This is a genomic window from Pseudomonas sp. LPB4.O (assembly GCF_038383825.1).
Classification (GTDB): domain Bacteria; phylum Pseudomonadota; class Gammaproteobacteria; order Pseudomonadales; family Pseudomonadaceae; genus Aquipseudomonas; species Aquipseudomonas putida.
On the sequence record NZ_CP151298.1, the window covers coordinates 358,522 to 377,069 of the forward strand.

Below are 18,548 nucleotides of genomic sequence, written 5' to 3' on the forward strand. Positions count from 1 at the left end.
GGCGTGTTTATTTGCCGTGGAGTGTGCGTCCGAAGCTGCTACGAACCGTATCCATGGGCGACATGGCCGATTTGAATTACGACGCGCCAGCCCTTGTAGCGCGGGGCTGGTCGCGATAAGCACGCCGATGTCGCTGGCAGGAATGTACGTCGCTCTCAGCTTGCGCATTATCCAAGCCATAAAAAGCCCGATAGTCGGCTGCTGGAGATGAACATGTCCGATACCTTCCTCAATCCGGTCACCACCCAGACCTGGGCCAACGGCCGCCACATCGTGCGCTGCGTCAAGGTCATCCAGGAGACCTGGGACGTGCGCACTTTCTGCTTCATGGCCGATCAGCCGATCATGTTTTTCTTCAAGCCCGGGCAGTTCGTCACCCTGGAGCTGGAGATCGAAGGCAAGCCGGTGATGCGCTCCTACACCATCTCCAGTTCGCCGTCGGTGCCGTACAGCTTCTCGATCACCGTCAAGCGCGTGCCGGGCGGCCTGGTGTCAAACTTCCTGCACGACACCATGCACGAAGGCGCCGAGCTGCCGGTGCACGGCCCGGTGGGGCTGTTCAACGCCATCGACTTCCCGGCGGGCAAGGCGCTGTACCTGTCTGGCGGTGTGGGCATTACCCCGGTGATGTCGATGGCGCGCTGGTTCTACGACACCAACGCCAATGTCGACATGGTGTTCGTGCACAGCGCCCGTTCGCCGAAGGACATCATCTACCACCGCGAGCTGGAACAGATGGCTTCGCGCATCCCCAACTTCAGCCTGCACATCATTTGCGAAAAGCATGGCCTGGGCGAGCCATGGGCGGGGTACCGCGGTTACCTGAACCAGCGGCTGATGGAGCTGATTGCGCCGGACTACATGGAGCGCGTGGTGTTCTGCTGCGGCCCGACGCCTTACATGACGGCAGTCAAGCGCATGCTCGAAGCGGTCGGCTTCGACATGAAGAACTACCACGAGGAGTCGTTCGGCGCGACGCCACCAGAGGCCAAGGCCGATGCAGTGGAGCACGCCGAGCAGGCGGCCGATGCACCGGAGCTGGATATTTCCGACCTCAACCTGGTGGAGTTCATCGGCAGCGACAAGAGCATCCGCGTTGCCCCGGGCGAGACCGTGCATGCTGCGGCAGCCAAAGTTGGCCTGATGATCCCCAAAGCTTGCGGCATGGGCATCTGCGGCACCTGCAAGGTGCTCAAACTGGGCGGCGAAGTAGAGATGGAGCACAACGGCGGCATTACCGAAGAGGATGAAGCCGAGGGCTACATCCTGTCGTGCTGCAGCGTGCCGAAAGGGGATGTGCGGATCGATTACTGATCCACTGATCCGAGATTGCCGGGGGCCGCAAAGCGGCCCCAACTTTTTCAGGTGCGGAAACGGGCTACCAGACCATTCAGGTCCACAGCCAGGCGCGACAGCTCTGCACTCGCCGCACTGGTCTGATGGGCACCGGTAGCGCTCTGCACCGACAGGTCATTGATGTTCACCAGGTTGCGGTCCACTTCCCGCGCCACCTGCGCCTGCTCTTCCGCCGCGCTGGCGATTACCAGGTTACGTTCGTTGATTTGCGCGACCGCACCGGCAATGGTGTCCAGCGCCATGCCGGCGCCTTTGGCGATGTTCAGCGTCGACTCGGCGCGTTCGGTGCTGGTGCGCATCGATTCGACCGCCTCTTCGGTACCGCCCTGGATGCTGCCGATCATCCGCTCGATTTCGCTGGTCGACTGCTGGGTGCGGTGCGCCAGTGCGCGCACTTCATCCGCCACCACGGCAAAACCACGGCCCGCTTCGCCAGCACGCGCCGCCTCGATGGCAGCGTTGAGCGCCAGCAGGTTGGTCTGGTCGGCCAGGCCACGGATCACGTCGAGTACCTTGCCAATGTCGCGCGACTGTTCGGCCAGGTGAGTGATCAGTTTGGCAGTGGCCTGCACATCACCGCTCATGCGCTCGATGGCGCCCACGGTCTCCATCACCAGGTCGCGGCCGTCGCCGGTGGAGCGGCTGGCTTCACTGGACGCTTCCGAGGTGCTCACGGCGTTGCGCGCCACTTCCTCCACCGCGCTGGTCATTTCGGTGACGGCGGTGGCGGCCTGTTCAATCTCGTTGTTCTGCTGTTGCAGGCCACGGGCACTTTCGTCGGTGACGGCATTCAGCTCTTCGGCGGCTGAGGCCAGCTGGGTGGCAGAGCCTGCGATCTGCTGCAGGGTGTCGCGCAGCTTGTCCTGCATGCGGGCCATGGCGCGCAGCAAACGCGCGGCTTCATCAGTACCCTCGGCGCGGATGACATGGGTCAGGTCACCGTCGGCGACTTGCTCTGCGCACTTGAGCGCCTCATCGATCGGCTTGACGATGCTGCGGGTCAGCAGGAAGGCGCAGGCGAAGGTCAGCACGGTGGCGGCAACCAGCAGGCCGATAACCAAGGCAAAGGCCGCAGCGTATTGGCTGGCGGCTTTCTCGTTAGTGGCGCGGGTCTGGTCGGTGTTGATGCGCACCAGCGTGTCCATGACCTTGTTGATCTGTTCGGAGTTGGCCAACAGGTCGCGGTTGAGCAGGTCGCGCAGTTCGTCGACGCGGTCGGCCTGGCTCAGGCTGCGCATGCGCGATTCCAGTTGGCGGTACTGGTCAAGCAACTGGCCGTACTGGTCGAACGCGGCCTGTTCGTCGGCGGCACCGATCATTGGCAGGTAGGCCTGGCGTGCGCGGTCGATCTGGCTGTTGCGCTGGGCCAGCAGGTTGAGGGTATCGCTTTGGATTGCAGGCTCGCGGTTGGTCAGCAGGCGGTAGGAGAGCGTGCGCATGCGCAGGTTAAGCGCGGTGATTTCGTCGAGGATCTTGATGCTGGGCACACTGACTTGCTCGATGGCCACGCCCGCCTGACGGATGTTGCCCATCTGCACCAGCGAGAAGACACCGAGGCCAAGCATCAGCAGGCCGATAAGCGCAAAGCCGAGCAGCGCGCGCGGGGCGATATTCATGTTACGTAGAGACATGGAGAGGAGGATCCAGGCAAGGGATAAAGAGTGCGCAAAGTGCGACAAAACATGACTTGCCGGGCTATCGGTCGTGACTGGCCAGTCTTGAGTGCAACCCGCAAAAATTGTGAGGTAGCTAACCTTTTCCTGACCGGCGGTTGACCCAGGTCGGAACAAGGGGGTGATTACCCTGTCAATCTGCGGGCCAGACACCTTGTGAATCCGATTTTTAATGGCGATGGGCCGCGCTTTTCTTTATCGTGTGCGCCCCTCGCAACAACCTGAGATAGACCCATGCTGGAAGCTTCCCTGAATCAAATCGAGCAACTGGTCAGCGACCTGATGCAGAAAAACGCTCAACTCACCGAGCAGAACGCTGCCCTCGGCACGCAACTGGCCCAGGCCAAGGAAGAGAACGAAACCCTGCAGCTGTCGCTGATGGAGCAGGAAGAGAAGAACGGCAGCACCGCCGCTCGCCTGCAGGCCCTGGTTGATCGCGCCAGCGCTGGCGTTGTTGGCGCATGAGATTGCAAGAGCAGCCGGTCAATGTGGTGTCGATTCTCGGCATCGACTATTCGATCAAGGCGCCCGAAGGCCAGGAAGAAACCCTGGCCCAGGCGGTGCGGATGCTCAACACCGCCCTGAACGAAACCAAGCGTCAGTACCCGACCCTGATCGGTGACAAATTGCTGGTGCTGGCTGCCCTTAACCTGTGCTCCAAACAGGTTGAACTGCAGAAAGAACACCAGCAGACCCTTGCGCGTACCCAGGCGCAGATCGACGCCACGGTGGACGCCATCGTGCGGACTATTGCAGAGTCCTGATCGATAGCTGAAAGGCCCAAGGCCGCTCCTCCAGGGGTTATGCATTCCCCTGTAGGAGCAGCCTTGTGCTGCGAATGGGCTGCGCAGCAGCCCCAAAGCCCCATCTCATTGTTCCAGGTCACTGGATTAACTGGATACGCAAGTGTATACACTTCTCGCAAAACAATAATGTGCGGGGGGTAGGGGCATGCGTATCTTGCGTAAAAGCATCCAGTGGCAGTTGATCACCAGCATGGGCGCCGCCCTGCTGGCCAGCATCCTGGTGGTGGTCATCATCTTCACCGTGGCGCTCAACCGCCTCACCGACCGCTACCTGGTCGACACTGCCCTGCCCGCCAGTGTCGAGGCGATCCGCAACGACATCGAACGCATGCTCGGCCAGCCACTGGTGGCTGCGGCGGACATTGCCGGCAACACCTTGCTGCGCGACTGGCTGGCAGCCGGTGAAGACCCCGCCCAGGCTGCGGCATTCATCGAATACCTGGGCGCCGCCAAACAGCGTAACCGGGCCTTCACCACCTTGTTTGCCTCGACCGAAACCGGCCACTACTACAACGAGAATGGCCTGGACCGCACCCTCAGCCGCAGCAACTCCAAGGACAAATGGTTCTACGGCTACATCGACAGCGGCGCCGAACGGTTTATCAATATCGACATTGACGGTGCCACTGGCGAGCTGGCGCTGTTTATCGACTATCGCGTGGAAAAGGCCGGCAAGCTGGTGGGCGTGGCCGGCATGGGCCTGCGCATGACCGAGCTGTCGCAGCTGATTCACGACTTCAGCTTTGGCGAGCATGGCAAGGTCTTCCTGGTACGTAACGACGGCCTGATCCAGGTGCACCCGGACGCTGCTTTCAGCGGCAAGCGCCAGCTCGCCGAGCAGCTCGGCACGGACGCTGCCAAGGCCGTGATGACCGGCGGCGAAGGCCTGCGCAACAGCCGTTTCAGCCGTGACGGCGAGCGCTACCTGGCGCTGGGCCTGCCCCTGCGTGACCTCAACTGGACGCTGGTGGCCGAGGTGCCGGAGTCGGAAATCTACGCACAAATGCATCAGGCGGTATGGCTGACCAGCCTGATCGGTGGCGCCGTGGCGCTTGTGTCGCTGCTGCTGGTGGTGCTGCTGGCGCGGGGCCTGGTGCGGCCTGTGCGCCGCGTTACCGCTGCGCTGGTGCAGATTGGCAGTGGCGCAGGCGACCTCAGCCACCGCCTGGATGATTCGCGCCAGGACGAACTGGGTGACCTGGCCCGGGGCTTCAACCGCTTTCTCGACAGCCAGCGCAGCCTGATTGGCGAGGTGTTGCAGACTTCCGAACGGCTGCATCGGGCGGTTGAGCAGGTGACCCAGGTGGTGGAAAACACGGCCGAGCGCTCCGGGCGACAGCAGGAAATGACCGAAATGGTTGCCACTGCGGTACATGAAATGGGCCTGACCGTGCAGGACATAGCCCGCAATGCCGGTGATGCAGCGCAGGCCTCGCAGTCGGCACGGGATGAGGCCTTGCAGGCGCGCGAGGTGGTACGGCGTTCAATTCAGGGCATCGAGGGCATGTCGGGCGACATCGGCAAGGCAGCCGATGCAGTCAGCCAATTGGCCAACGAAGTCGCCTCTATCGATGAAGTGCTGGCGGTTATCCGCAGTATTTCCGAGCAAACCAATTTGCTGGCGCTGAACGCCGCCATCGAGGCCGCGCGGGCAGGGGAAATGGGCCGCGGGTTTGCTGTGGTGGCCGACGAAGTTCGCACGCTGGCGCGGCGCACGCAGCTATCCACCGACGAAGTGCAACAGATGATCCAGCGCCTGAAGCAGGGCGCGGGTTCGGCGGTGAGCTCGATGCAGGCGGGGCAGCAGGCGACCGGCAGTGGGGTGGAGTCGAGCCAGCGCACCGGGGCGTCGCTGGGGGCGATTACCGACCAGGTGGAACACATCAGCGACATGAACCATCAGGTGGCCACGGCGACTGAAGAGCAGTCGGCGGTGACTGAGGAAATCAACCGCACGGTGCAGGGCATTTCCGACCTGGCGCGGGAGACGGCGGCAGAGGTGCAGGGCTGCCGCGAGGAGTGCCAGGCGTTGCGTGGCTTGGCTGATGACCTGGCTCGGCAGATGGGCGGGTTCAGGCTTTAGATCGGTGTGGGCTTCATCGCCGGCAAACCAGCTCCCACAGGATCACCACAGGCTTGAGCGTTGTGGGGTCCATGTGGGCGCTGGCCTGCCGGCGATTGGGGTCTGTCAGGCGGTGATGATGCTGCGGATATCCGCCGCCAGCTCGCGCACCCGCTCTTCCTGGGTATCCCAGGAACACATGAACCGCGCCCCGCCGCTGCCGATAAAGGTATAGAACCGCCAGCCCTTGGCGCGCAGCGCTTCAATCGCGTGCTCCGGCATTTGCAGGAACACCCCGTTGGCCTCCACCGGGAACATCAGTTCCACCCCCGGCAAGTCACTCACCAGCAACGCCAGCAGCTGCGCGCAATGGTTGGCGTGGTTGCCATGGCGCAACCAGGCGCCATCTTCCAGCAGGCCCACCCACGGCGCGGACAGGAAGCGCATTTTGGACGCCAGTTGCCCGGCCTGCTTGCAGCGGTAGTCGAAGTCCTCGGCCAGTTGGCGGTTGAAGAACAGGATCGCCTCGCCCACCGCCATGCCGTTCTTGGTGCCGCCAAAGCACAACACGTCGACGCCGGCCTTCCAGGTCAGCTCGGCCGGGCTACAGCCCAGGAACGCGCAGGCATTGGTAAAGCGCGCGCCGTCCATGTGCAGGTTCAGGCCCAGCTCCTTGCAGGTGGCGCTGATGGCCTTGAGCTCATCGGGGCGGTACACCGTACCCACCTCGGTGGCCTGGGTGATGGTTACCACGCGCGGCTTTGGGTAGTGGATGTCCTGGCGCTTCAGTGCCACTTCGCGGATCGACTGCGGGGTCAACTTGCCGTTGACGCTGGCCGCCGTCAGCAGCTTGGAGCCGTTGGAGAAAAACTCCGGCGCGCCGCATTCGTCGGTTTCGACGTGGGCAGTCTCGGAACAGATCACGCTGTGGTAGCTCTGGCACAGCGAGGCCAGGGCCAGGGAGTTGGCGGCGGTACCGTTGAAGGCGAAAAACACCTCGCAGTCGGTTTCGAACAGGTTGCGGAAGTATTCCGAGGCGCGCTCGGTCCACTGATCGTCGCCATAGGCGCGGTCGTGGCCGTGGTTGGCCTTCTCCATCGCCGCCCAGGCTTCGGGGCAGATACCGGAATAGTTGTCGCTGGCGAATTGTTGGCTCTTATCTGTCATGACACGGTCCTGTGAACGACGCAGAACAGCACTCTAAACCATCGATTCAGCGGTTGCCTATACAACCCGTACAGCGATTTCTGTTCATTCTGTGCCGGCCTCTTCGCGGGCACGCCCGCTCCCACAATGGTCCTGCACACGCCAATCACTGTGGGAGCGGGCGCGCCCGCGAAGGGGCCAGCATGGGCGGCACAAAGAGAATGTCGTAAACGCGCCATTGCAAGGCGTGCGCAGGCATCTGACCCGACCCCGCCAGTCATACCATCGCCACAAAGGGTCACAGTGCCCCACGACAAAAAAACGATCGCTGCCGGGAGATACACGATGTTCAGCAAGCAAGACCAGATCCAGGGTTACGACGACGCACTGCTGGCGGCGATGAATGCCGAAGAACAGCGCCAGGAAGATCACATCGAGCTGATCGCTTCGGAGAACTACACCAGCAAGCGCGTCATGCAGGCCCAAGGCAGCGGCCTGACCAACAAGTACGCCGAGGGCTACCCAGGCAAGCGCTACTACGGTGGCTGCGAGCACGTGGACAAGGTAGAAGCCCTGGCCATCGAGCGCGCCAAGCAGCTGTTCGGTGCCGACTACGCCAACGTCCAGCCGCACTCCGGCTCGTCGGCCAACGGCGCCGTCTACCTGGCCCTGCTGCAAGCCGGTGACACCATCCTCGGCATGAGCCTGGCCCACGGTGGCCACCTGACCCACGGCGCAAAAGTGTCGTCCTCGGGCAAGCTGTACAACGCCGTGCAGTACGGCATCAACACCGACACCGGCCTGATCGACTACGACGAAGTCGAGCGCCTGGCGGTCGAGCACAAGCCGAAAATGATCGTTGCCGGTTTCTCGGCCTACTCCAAGATCCTCGACTTCCCACGCTTCCGCGCCATTGCCGACAAGGTCGGTGCGCTGCTGTTCGTCGACATGGCCCACGTAGCCGGCCTGGTTGCCGCTGGCCTGTACCCGAACCCGATCCCGTTCGCCGATGTGGTGACCACCACCACCCACAAGACCCTGCGCGGCCCTCGTGGCGGCCTGATCCTGGCCAAGTCGAACGAAGAGATCGAGAAGAAGCTGAACGCCGCTGTATTCCCGGGCGCCCAGGGCGGCCCGCTGATGCACGTGATTGCCGCCAAGGCCGTGTGCTTCAAGGAAGCGCTGGAGCCTGGCTTCAAGGCCTACCAGCAACAAGTGATCGAAAACGCCCAGGCCATGGCCCAGGTGTTCATCGACCGCGGCTACGACGTGGTGTCCGGTGGCACCGACAACCACCTGTTCCTGGTCAGCCTGATCCGCCAGGGCCTCACCGGCAAAGATGCCGACGCCGCCCTGGGCCGCGCGCACATCACCGTCAACAAGAACGCCGTGCCGAACGACCCACAGTCGCCGTTCGTCACCTCGGGCCTGCGCATCGGCACCCCGGCCGTCACCACCCGCGGCTTCAAGGTTGCGCAGTGCGTGGCCCTGGCCGGCTGGATCTGCGACATCCTCGACAACCTCGGTGACGCAGACGTCGAAGCCGATGTGGCGAAGAACGTCGCGGCGCTGTGCGCAGACTTCCCTGTTTACCGCTGAGTGGAGTAAACGACCATGCAACGCTACTCGGGCTTCGGCCTCTTCAAACACTCCCTCAGCCACCACGAAAACTGGCAGCGCATGTGGCGCACGCCAACCCCTAAAAAGGTTTACGACGTGGTTATCGTCGGCGGTGGCGGGCATGGCCTGGCCACGGCCTACTACCTGGCCAAAGAGCACGGCATCACCAACGTTGCCGTGATCGAGAAAGGTTACCTGGGCGGCGGCAACACCGCCCGTAACACCACCATCGTGCGCTCCAACTACCTGTGGGACGAGTCGGCGCAGCTGTACGAGCACGCCATGAAGCTGTGGGAAGGCCTGTCCCAGGACATCAACTACAACGTGATGTTCTCCCAGCGCGGCGTGTACAACCTGTGCCACACCCTGCAGGACATTCGTGACTCCGAGCGCCGCGTCAGCGCCAACCGCCTCAACGGTGTCGATGGCGAGCTGCTGAACACCGCCCAGGTCGCGGCCGAAATCCCGTACCTGGACTGCTCGAAGAACACCCGTTACCCGATCCTTGGCGCAACCGTTCAGCGCCGTGGTGGCGTAGCCCGCCACGACGCCGTGGCCTGGGGCTATGCCCGCGCTGCCGACGCCCTGGGCGTGGACCTGATCCAGCAGACCGAAGTGATCGGCTTCCGCAAGGAAAACGGCGCGGTCATTGGTGTGGAAACCAACAAAGGCTTCATCGGCGCCAAGCGCGTTGGCGTGGTCACCGCGGGTAACTCCGGGCACATGGCCAAGCTGGCCGGTTTCCGCCTGCCGCTGGAATCGCACCCGCTGCAAGCGCTGGTATCCGAGCCGATCAAGCCGATCATCGACAGCGTGATCATGTCCAACGCCGTGCACGGCTACATCAGCCAGTCCGACAAGGGCGACCTGGTAATCGGTGCTGGTATCGACGGCTGGGTCGGCTACGGCCAGCGCGGTTCGTACCCGGTGATCGAGCACACCCTGCAGGCCATCGTCGAGATGTTCCCCAACCTCTCGCGCGTGCGCATGAACCGCCAGTGGGGCGGCATCGTCGACACCTCGCCGGACGCCTGCCCGATCATCACCAAGACCCCGGTCAAGAACATGTTCTTCAACTGCGGTTGGGGTACTGGCGGCTTCAAGGCGACCCCGGGTTCGGGCAACGTCTTCGCCGCGAGCCTGGCCAAGGGCGAAATGCACCCACTGGCCGCGCCGTTCTCCATGGACCGTTTCTACAACGGCGCACTGATCGACGAACACGGCGCCGCCGCCGTCGCCCACTAACCGGAGACACCGTCATGTTGCATATTTTCTGTCCCCACTGCGGCGAGCTGCGCTCCGAAGAAGAGTTTCACGCCTCTGGCCAGGCGCACATCGCCCGCCCGCTGGACCCCGCCGCCTGCTCCGACGAGGAGTGGGGTACCTACATGTTCTACCGTGATAACCCACGCGGTATTCACCATGAACTGTGGGACCACGTTGCCGGTTGCCGCCAGTACTTCAACGTCACCCGCGACACCGTGACCTACGAAATTCTGGAAACCTACAAGATTGGCGAAAAGCCGCAAGTGACCGCCAACGGTAAAGCTGCGAACGCACCGTCGACCGTCAAAGGCCAAGGGGAAAAAGTATGAGCCAGACCTATCGCCTCGCCAGCGGCGGCCGCATCGACCGCAGCAAGGTCCTGAATTTCACTTTCAACGGCAAGACCTACCAGGGTTATGCCGGTGACAGCCTGGCCGCTGCGTTGCTGGCCAACGGCGTAGACATCGTCGGCCGCAGCTTCAAGTATTCGCGCCCACGCGGCATCATCGCTGCCGGTACCGAAGAACCGAACGCCATCCTGCAGATCGGTTCCAGCGAAGCCACCCAGATCCCGAACGTGCGCGCTACTCAACAAGCGCTGTATGCAGGCCTTGTCGCCACCAGCACCAACGGCTGGCCGAACGTCAACAATGACGTGATGGGCATCCTCGGCAAGGTGGGCGGCAGCATGATGCCGCCGGGCTTCTACTACAAAACCTTCATGTACCCGAAATCGTTCTGGATGACGTACGAGAAGTACATCCGCAAAGCTGCAGGCCTTGGCCGTGCACCGCTGCAGAACGACCCGGACAGCTACGACTACATGAACCAGCACTGCGATGTGCTGATTGTCGGCGCCGGCCCTGCTGGCCTGGCCGCTGCACTGGCTGCTGCGCGCAGCGGCGCACGGGTGATCCTGGCTGACGAGCAGGAAGAGTTTGGCGGCAGCCTGCTCGACAGCCGCGAAACCCTCGACGGCAAGCCTGCCGCCGACTGGGTCAATGCCGTGGTCAAAGAGCTGGAAGGCCTGCCGGACGTGACCCTGCTGCCACGTGCCACGGTCAACGGCTACCACGATCATAACTTCCTGACCATTCATGAGCGCCTTACCGACCACCTCGGCGACCGCGCCCCGATCGGCCAGGTACGTCACCGTGTGCACCGTGTACGCGCCAAGCGCGTGGTACTGGCGCCCGGCGCCCACGAGCGGCCGCTGGTGTACGGCAACAACGACGTACCGGGCAACATGCTGGCCGGTGCCGTTTCCACCTACGTTCGCCGCTACGGCGTGGCACCGGGCCGCAAGCTGGTGCTGTCGACCAACAACGATCACGCCTACCGCGCCGCGCTGGACTGGCACGACGCTGGCCTGCAAGTGGTCGCCATCGCCGACGCCCGCCACAACCCACGTGGCTCGCTGGTTGAAGAAGCGCGTGCCAAAGGCATCCGCATCCTCACCTCCAGCGCCGTGGTCGAGGCCAAAGGCAGCAAGCATGTCACCGGCGCCCGCGTGGCGGCCATCGATGTGCAGGCGCACAAAGTCACCAGCCCAGGCGAAACCCTTGAGTGCGACCTGATCGCAACCTCCGGTGGCTACAGCCCGATCGTGCACCTGGCTTCGCACCTGGGCGGTCGCCCAGTGTGGCGTGACGACATCCTCGGCTTCGTACCGGGCGATGCGCCGCAGAAACGCGAGTGCGTGGGCGGTATCAATGGCGTCTACGCCCTCGGTGACGTGATTGCCGATGGCTTCGAAGGCGGCGTTCGCGCAGCCACCGAGGCGGGCTTCAAGGCCTCTGTCGGCACCCTGCCAAAAACCGTGGCGCGCAAGGAAGAGGCCACCGTGGCACTGTTCCAGGTGCCGCACGACAAAGGCACCAAGGGGCCGAAGCAGTTCGTCGACCAGCAGAACGACGTGACCGCCGCAGGTATCGAGCTGGCCACCCGTGAAGGCTTCGAGTCGGTCGAGCACGTAAAACGCTACACCGCGCTGGGTTTCGGTACCGATCAGGGCAAACTGGGCAACATCAACGGCCTGGCCATCGCCGCCCGTTCGATCGGCATCACCATCCCGGAAATGGGCACCACCATGTTCCGCCCCAACTACACGCCGGTGACGTTCGGCGCGGTAGCGGGCCGTCACTGTGGCCACCTGTTCGAGCCCGTACGCTTCACCGCCCTGCATGCCTGGCACGTGAAGAATGGCGCCGAGTTCGAAGACGTTGGCCAGTGGAAGCGCCCTTGGTACTTCCCCAAAGCCGGTGAAGACATCCATGCCGCCGTGGCCCGCGAGTGCAAGGCCGTGCGCGACAGCGTGGGCCTGCTGGACGCCTCGACCCTGGGCAAGATCGACATCCAGGGCCCGGACGCGCGTGAGTTCCTCAACCGCATCTATACCAATGCCTGGACCAAGCTGGACGTGGGTAAGGCCCGCTACGGCCTGATGTGCAAGGAAGACGGCATGGTCTTCGACGACGGCGTAACCGCCTGCGTCGGCGACAACCACTTCATCATGACCACCACCACCGGCGGCGCCGCCCGTGTGCTGCAGTGGATGGAGCTGTACCACCAGACCGAATGGCCAGAGCTGAAGGTGTACTTCACCTCGGTTACCGACCACTGGGCCACCATGACCCTGTCCGGCCCTAACAGCCGCAAGCTGCTGAGTGAGCTGACCGACATCGACATGGACAAGGAAGCCTTCCCGTTCATGACCTGGAAGGAAGGCAACGTCGGTGGCGTGCCGGCCCGTGTGTTCCGTATCTCGTTCACCGGCGAGCTGTCGTACGAAGTGAACGTGCAGGCCAACTACGCCATGGGCGTGCTGGAACAGATCATCGAGGCGGGCAAGAAGTACAACCTGACCCCGTACGGCACCGAGACCATGCACGTACTGCGTGCCGAGAAGGGCTTCATCATCGTGGGCCAGGACACCGATGGTTCGATGAACCCGGACGACCTGAACATGAGCTGGTGCGTTGGCCGCAACAAGCCGTTCTCGTGGATCGGCCTGCGTGGCATGAACCGCGAAGACTGCGTACGTGAGAACCGCAAGCAGCTGGTGGGCCTGAAGCCGGTCGACCCGACCAAGTGGCTGCCGGAAGGCGCCCAGCTGGTGTTCGACCCGAAACAGCCGATTCCGATGGACATGGTCGGCCACGTCACCTCCAGCTACGCGTCCAACTCCCTGGGCTACTCGTTCGCCATGGGTGTGGTCAAAGGCGGCCTCAAGCGCATGGGCGAGCGTGTCTACTCGCCGCAGGCAGATGGCAGCGTGATCGAGGCGGAAATCGTGTCTTCGGTGTTCTTCGATCCGAAGGGTGAGCGGCAGAACGTCTAAGGCCCCGGTCCAACCGGTGTCAGGCGTGGAATGAGGTCTCTGTGGGAGCGGGCGTGCCCGCGAAGAGGGCGGTGAATTCAACATCGCATTCGCGGGCATGCCCGCTCCCACAGGATGGCCGCCTCCCGCAGGCATCGTGGTCGAATCCAGAATTCAAGGCAGGTAAGAAATGAGCGCTATCAACGTCTTCCAGCAAAACCCCGGCGCCGAGGCCAAAGCCCAGTCGCCACTGCACCATGCCGACCTGGCCAGCCTGGTAGGCAAAGGCCGCAAGAACGCAGGCGTGACCCTGCGTGAACGCAAGTTCCTCGGCCACCTCACCCTGCGCGGTGATGGCCACAACCCGGAATTCGCCGCCGGCGTGCACAAGGCCCTGGGCCTTGAGCTGCCAGTGGCCCTGACCGTGGTTGCCCACAACGAAATGTCGCTGCAATGGGTCGGCCCCGACGAGTGGCTGCTGATCGTGCCCGGCGGCCAGGAACTGGCGGTCGAGCAAAAGCTGCGTGCAGCCCTTGAAGGCCAGCACATCCAGGTGGTCAACGTCAGCGGCGGGCAAAGCCTGCTGGAACTGCGCGGCCCGAACGTGCGCGAAGTGCTGATGAAATCCACCAGCTATGATGTTCACCCGAACAACTTCCCGGTGGGCAAGGCCGTGGGCACCGTGTTCGCCAAGTCGCAACTGGTGATCCGCCGTACCGCCGAAGACACTTGGGAGCTGGTGATTCGCCGCAGCTTCGCCGATTACTGGTGGCTGTGGCTGCAGGACGCTTCTGCCGAATACGGCCTGAGCATCGAAGCCTAAGGAGCAAGAACATGAGTCGGGCACCGGATACCTGGATTCTCACCGCCGACTGCCCGAGCATGCTCGGCACCGTCGACGTGGTGACGCGTTACCTCTTCGAGCAGCGCTGCTACGTGACGGAGCACCACTCCTTCGATGACCGGCAGTCGGGGCGCTTCTTCATTCGCGTCGAGTTCCGTCAGCCGGACGATTTCGACGAGGCGGGCTTCCGGGCCGGCCTCGCCGAGCGCAGCGAAGCGTTCGGCATGGCCTTCGAGCTGACCGCGCCCAACCACCGCCCCAAGGTGGTGATCATGGTGTCCAAGGCTGACCATTGCCTGAATGACCTGCTGTATCGTCAGCGGATTGGGCAACTGGGCATGGACGTGGTCGCGGTGGTGTCCAACCACCCTGATCTCGAACCGCTGGCGCAGTGGCACAAGATCCCTTACTACCACTTCGCCCTCGACCCCAAGGACAAGCCTGGGCAAGAACGCAAGGTGCTGCAGGTGATCGAGGAAACCGGCGCCGAGCTGGTGATCCTCGCGCGCTATATGCAGGTACTGTCGCCCGAGCTTTGCCGCCGTCTGGATGGTTGGGCGATCAATATTCACCACTCGCTGTTGCCAGGGTTCAAGGGCGCCAAGCCTTACCACCAGGCCTACAACAAGGGCGTGAAGATGGTCGGTGCCACGGCGCACTACATCAACAACGACCTGGACGAGGGGCCGATCATTGCCCAGGGTGTCGAGGTGGTGGATCACAGTCACTATCCCGAAGACCTGATTGCCAAGGGGCGGGATATCGAATGCCTGACCCTGGCGCGTGCGGTGGGGTATCACATCGAGCGGCGGGTGTTCCTCAACGCCAACCGCACGGTCGTGCTCTGACATCCTGTACCGGCCTCTTCGCGGGACAAGCCCGCTCCCACAGGTTCATCGCCATGTTCGAAAGAGCGGTGAGCCTGTGGGAGCGGGCTTGCCCGCGAATGGCCTCACACCTTTGTACCTGCCGCTAAAAGACATCCCCCTGTCGTTTCCAGTCAGTGCAGCCCGGCCTATCAGGCCCACAATTCCCTGCATTCCAGTAACACAAGCCGCCCATGGATGGCGGCGCGTTCAACCACCGCTGCATAAATAAAAATCAAGCGAGGTAAGAGCATGTCTGGCAATCGTGGAGTGGTATATCTCGGCGCCGGCAAGGTCGAAGTGCAACACATCGACTACCCGAAAATGCAGGACCCGCGTGGCAAGAAGATCGAGCACGGCGTCATCCTGAAGGTGGTCTCCACCAACATCTGCGGTTCTGACCAGCACATGGTCCGTGGCCGCACCACTGCCCAGGTCGGCCTGGTCCTGGGCCACGAAATCACCGGTGAAATCGTCGAGATCGGGCGTGACGTCGAACGCCTGAAAATCGGTGACCTGGTGTCGGTGCCGTTCAACGTTGCCTGCGGCCGCTGCCGCTCCTGCAAAGAGATGCACACCGGCGTCTGCCTCACCGTCAACCCGGCTCGCGCCGGTGGTGCCTACGGCTACGTCGACATGGGCGACTGGACCGGCGGCCAGGCTGAGTACGTGCTGGTGCCATACGCCGACTTCAACCTGCTGAAACTGCCGGACCGCGACAAGGCCATGGAAAAGATCCGTGACCTTACCTGCCTGTCCGACATCCTGCCCACCGGCTACCACGGTGCCGTGACGGCTGGCGTAGGCCCAGGCAGCACCGTTTACGTTGCGGGCGCTGGCCCTGTCGGCCTGGCCGCTGCTGCCTCGGCCCGCCTGCTGGGCGCCGCCTGCGTCATCGTCGGTGACCTGAACCCGGCCCGCCTGGCCCACGCCAAGTCGCAAGGCTTCGAAGTGGTCGACCTGTCCAAGGACACCCCGCTGCACGAGCAGATCATCGACATCCTCGGTGAGCCGGAAGTGGACTGCGCCGTCGACGCCGTCGGCTTCGAGGCCCGTGGGCATGGCCACGAAGGTGCCAAGCACGAGGCCCCTGCCACCGTGCTGAACTCGCTGATGCAAGTGACCCGCGTGGCCGGCAACATCGGTATCCCGGGCCTGTACGTGACCGAAGACCCGGGCGCGGTGGATGCCGCTGCCAAGATCGGCGCGCTGAGCATCCGCTTTGGCCTGGGCTGGGCGAAATCGCACAGCTTCCACACCGGCCAGACCCCGACCATGAAATACAACCGCCAGCTGATGCAGGCGATCATGTGGGACCGCATCAACATTGCTGAAGTGGTGGGTGTGCAGGTGATCAACCTGGATCAGGCGCCGGAAGGGTATGGCGAGTTTGATGCCGGTGTGCCTAAGAAGTTTGTGATCGACCCGCACAAAATGTGGGGCGCGGCGTAATCAGCGTCGAGTAAAAAGAGCCCCTCGCATTGAGGGGCTTTTTGTCCATTCTGATAAGGCATCTCGGCCGGAGGTGCTTGTCACAAAATTTTCATCGCTTTGAGATCGAGCGCCGCCCGCACATACCCCATCAGTTCCGAAGCCTGGAGAGTGGCGGTGGAGCGAAGAGCCACTGCGCAGTCATTTTCATGCAGACAGTTAATTACTTCGATTGTGGCCGGCGCGTCTCATTATTTGCGTCGATTGCCCCGAATTGGTAGTTTCTGTCGTCATTAGGATCGTCATATTTTTTTTGCGTGTAGAACATGTTTCTTCTATCGGTGTTCCCGCTCGTTGGGCGGTTAGTATCAGGGGTTGAATTTGTTATAGCTTGTTGGGCATGGTAATGTTCGGAGAAAATGTATGCATGATCTTTACTTTCTACGTATCTATTTATGCCGCGTGCCTTTCTTAAACCCCTGTCAAGCGTTTTTTGGAGGGTTTTTCTAGCGGCCTCAATTCTTGGGGCGACTGTTTTTCCTCCGTATTCTCTTTTGTTGACTAAATTATTGAGTTCGGCGGTTTGCGTTTTCATTGTTTCATTAATGATCTCTATGCTTGCCAGGCGCTGATCCATTTTTGCTTGGTCACTACGAAACCACGTTCTAGGCTTGAAAAGAGCCCACATCCCCGTTTCGTCTTTCCGATTGACTGGGTCGTTCACACAGTACGCGAAAGCATTGACCCCGCCTCGGGCGAATGGGCTTTCAGCATTGTCCGGTCCGATGAACCGTCTCATCTCGGTGCTAAAGCCACGGTGTCCTTGGCCTAGGAGATAAAGGTGCATGTTGTCCAATATGAACTCGCCGTTGAATCCCATCGCTGTGGATCCTGATGGCAGTTTGTCGTTGTATCCAAAGGGGGTGTAGTTGTGATTGTTTTGCTTTCCGTCAGGCGTGCTCACGACAAGCACTGAGTCCATCTCATCCGTTGCGAAAAGCTGGGAGCTTCTTGCTTCTTTGCCAGCGGACTCAGCAAGAGGGAGCGTTCCAATCCGCAGGAATGAACGCTTCTGATCGTTTCCAATGACAGTGGTCAGTTTGCTGGTCTGGTAGAAATATTTGGGGGTATCAGGACTGTTTTTCACCGACGTGCTCCCGTTGTCTGCAGTTGGCCCCGGAAATGTATGGCGTGGGCTCTACGATTATCTGGGGTGTCTTGAGCAATTGACTACTGGCAGAAATGTCAGGTGTGCGCCTTTTGGGGCTCGGAACAATCCCTCAGATTTCCAGTCAAACCCTTCGTTTTCGAGGCCATCCCGGCCGACGAGGTCCCTTCCGATGAAAGCACTCACCTTGGCAACCCTGATGACCCTGGCCGCCAGCCCGGTGTTCGCCTTCAACCTCAGCGACGCCGCCAATGCCGTGTCCGCCATGCAGACCCAGAACCAGCAAGGCCAGGTGCAAGCGCCCGAGGCCCAGGCCAACCTGCTCAATACCTTGGGCAGCGAATTGAAGATCACCCCCGAACAGGCCGTGGGCGGAGCTGGGGCTATGTTGGGGCTGGCGCGCAACAACCTGAGCAGCGATGACTACGGCCAACTGACCAAGGCAGTGCCGGGGCTGGACCTGCTGGCCGGTGCGAATGCGCTGGGGGGCTTGAGCGGCTTAGGCGATTTGCTGGGTAAGAACAGCGAAAATCAGTCGGCATTGAGCAATGCGCTGGGCAACAACGTGGAAAACCGCAGCGACCTGGACAGTGCGTTCAAGGCGTTGGGGATGGACACCGGGATGATCGGGCAGTTCGCCCCGTTGATTCTGCAGTACCTGGGGCAGCAGGGGATTGCTGGTTCGCTATTGCAAAACCTGGGGAGCTTGTGGACTGCCCCAGCGCCCTTGACCCAGCCTTCGGTCTAGTGGGTTTTAGGGGCAGTGTGGGTATCACAGCCGTTGAAGGCTGGCGCCCCCTTGAGGTTACGCTGAGCACCATTATCCAACAGATGCGTCTTCACCACCGCTTGGTTCACCGCCGGAAATGGCACCAGCGCCCCAAAGCTTATCAACGATGCCAAGTTGGCCAGGTCAATTACCAACGCCAGCAGCGAGAACGCAGACATCAGCGCTGAAGTGGTGGGCGGCTTTTTTTGGGGGAGTTGTTCC

The 18,548-nt window shown here is 62.1% G+C and carries 15 protein-coding genes and 1 pseudogene; 12 read left to right on the forward strand and 4 right to left on the reverse strand.

Features of this window, described 5'->3' with window-relative positions:
* Nucleotides 1-213 precede the first annotated feature (213 nt).
* Nucleotides 214-1,314 carry a glycine-betaine demethylase subunit GbcB gene (gene gbcB, locus MRBLPB4O_RS01535; protein ID WP_049274014.1) on the forward strand — a complete coding sequence of 367 codons (1,101 nt, stop codon included), beginning with the start codon at nucleotides 214-216 and terminating at the stop codon, nucleotides 1,312-1,314.
* Nucleotides 1,315-1,361: 47 nt separating this feature from the next.
* On the opposite strand, the gene MRBLPB4O_RS01540 is transcribed toward gbcB, so the two are convergent.
* Nucleotides 1,362-2,987 (reverse strand): methyl-accepting chemotaxis protein, encoded by a 1,626-nt coding sequence (locus tag MRBLPB4O_RS01540; RefSeq protein WP_341797341.1) that lies wholly within the window; start codon nucleotides 2,985-2,987, stop codon nucleotides 1,362-1,364.
* Nucleotides 2,988-3,263: 276 nt separating this feature from the next.
* On the opposite strand from MRBLPB4O_RS01540, the gene MRBLPB4O_RS01545 reads away from it, so the two are divergent.
* The 3 genes from MRBLPB4O_RS01545 to mcpH all read left to right on the forward strand — a co-directional run bounded on the left by MRBLPB4O_RS01545 (nucleotide 3,264) and on the right by mcpH (nucleotide 5,918).
* Nucleotides 3,264-3,494 (forward strand): hypothetical protein, encoded by a 231-nt coding sequence (locus tag MRBLPB4O_RS01545; protein ID WP_019470193.1) that lies wholly within the window; start codon nucleotides 3,264-3,266, stop codon nucleotides 3,492-3,494.
* Nucleotides 3,491-3,793, forward strand: coding sequence for a cell division protein ZapA (locus MRBLPB4O_RS01550; RefSeq protein WP_016484532.1), 303 nt, complete (start codon nucleotides 3,491-3,493; stop codon nucleotides 3,791-3,793). Before MRBLPB4O_RS01545 ends, MRBLPB4O_RS01550 begins: the two co-directional genes overlap by 4 nt.
* 187 nt (nucleotides 3,794-3,980) lie before the next feature.
* Entirely contained in the window at nucleotides 3,981-5,918 is a 1,938-nt protein-coding gene (gene mcpH, locus MRBLPB4O_RS01555) for a methyl-accepting chemotaxis protein McpH (protein WP_341797342.1), read from the forward strand.
* Between the two features lie 105 nt (nucleotides 5,919-6,023).
* On the opposite strand, the gene MRBLPB4O_RS01560 is transcribed toward mcpH, so the two are convergent.
* Nucleotides 6,024-7,064 carry a low specificity L-threonine aldolase gene (locus MRBLPB4O_RS01560; RefSeq protein ID WP_341797343.1) on the reverse strand — a complete coding sequence of 347 codons (1,041 nt, stop codon included), beginning with the start codon at nucleotides 7,062-7,064 and terminating at the stop codon, nucleotides 6,024-6,026.
* 324 nt (nucleotides 7,065-7,388) lie between these two features.
* On the opposite strand from MRBLPB4O_RS01560, the gene MRBLPB4O_RS01565 reads away from it, so the two are divergent.
* From MRBLPB4O_RS01565 to fdhA, 7 genes are all read left to right on the forward strand, one after another.
* Nucleotides 7,389-8,642, forward strand: coding sequence for a serine hydroxymethyltransferase (locus MRBLPB4O_RS01565; protein ID WP_341797344.1), 1,254 nt, complete (start codon nucleotides 7,389-7,391; stop codon nucleotides 8,640-8,642).
* Nucleotides 8,643-8,657: 15 nt separating this feature from the next.
* Entirely contained in the window at nucleotides 8,658-9,908 is a 1,251-nt protein-coding gene (locus MRBLPB4O_RS01570; protein ID WP_016484536.1) for a sarcosine oxidase subunit beta family protein, read from the forward strand.
* Between the two features lie 14 nt (nucleotides 9,909-9,922).
* Complete coding sequence (locus tag MRBLPB4O_RS01575) at nucleotides 9,923-10,258, forward strand: sarcosine oxidase subunit delta (RefSeq protein ID WP_016484537.1); 336 nt, start codon at nucleotides 9,923-9,925, stop codon at nucleotides 10,256-10,258.
* Nucleotides 10,255-13,269, forward strand: a complete 3,015-nt coding sequence (locus MRBLPB4O_RS01580; protein ID WP_341797345.1) for a sarcosine oxidase subunit alpha — start codon at nucleotides 10,255-10,257, stop codon at nucleotides 13,267-13,269. The genes MRBLPB4O_RS01575 and MRBLPB4O_RS01580 overlap by 4 nt, the downstream gene beginning before the upstream one ends.
* Nucleotides 13,270-13,438: 169 nt before the next feature.
* Nucleotides 13,439-14,071, forward strand: coding sequence for a sarcosine oxidase subunit gamma family protein (gene soxG, locus MRBLPB4O_RS01585; protein ID WP_341797346.1), 633 nt, complete (start codon nucleotides 13,439-13,441; stop codon nucleotides 14,069-14,071).
* An 11-nt stretch (nucleotides 14,072-14,082) separates the two neighbouring features.
* A complete protein-coding gene (gene purU, locus MRBLPB4O_RS01590) occupies nucleotides 14,083-14,940 on the forward strand; it encodes a formyltetrahydrofolate deformylase (protein ID WP_016714526.1) in 858 nt (285 codons plus the stop codon).
* 270 nt (nucleotides 14,941-15,210) lie between these two features.
* Complete coding sequence (gene fdhA / locus MRBLPB4O_RS01595; RefSeq protein ID WP_016497631.1) at nucleotides 15,211-16,410, forward strand: formaldehyde dehydrogenase, glutathione-independent; 1,200 nt, start codon at nucleotides 15,211-15,213, stop codon at nucleotides 16,408-16,410.
* Nucleotides 16,411-16,612: 202 nt separating this feature from the next.
* Here the strand turns inward: fdhA and MRBLPB4O_RS01600 are convergent, their stop codons facing one another.
* Nucleotides 16,613-17,536: an RHS repeat-associated core domain-containing protein gene (locus tag MRBLPB4O_RS01600; protein WP_341797347.1), complete on the reverse strand. Its 924-nt coding sequence runs from the start codon at nucleotides 17,534-17,536 to the stop codon at nucleotides 16,613-16,615.
* Between the two features lie 193 nt (nucleotides 17,537-17,729).
* Between MRBLPB4O_RS01600 and MRBLPB4O_RS01605 the strand changes: the two genes are divergently transcribed.
* Entirely contained in the window at nucleotides 17,730-18,305 is a 576-nt protein-coding gene (locus tag MRBLPB4O_RS01605; protein ID WP_341797348.1) for a DUF2780 domain-containing protein, read from the forward strand.
* Nucleotides 18,306-18,352: 47 nt separating this feature from the next.
* Here the strand turns inward: MRBLPB4O_RS01605 and MRBLPB4O_RS01610 are convergent.
* Nucleotides 18,353-18,508, reverse strand: a pseudogene (locus MRBLPB4O_RS01610) (Putrescine importer PuuP); the annotation flags it as partial.
* Nucleotides 18,509-18,548: the final 40 nt, after the last annotated feature.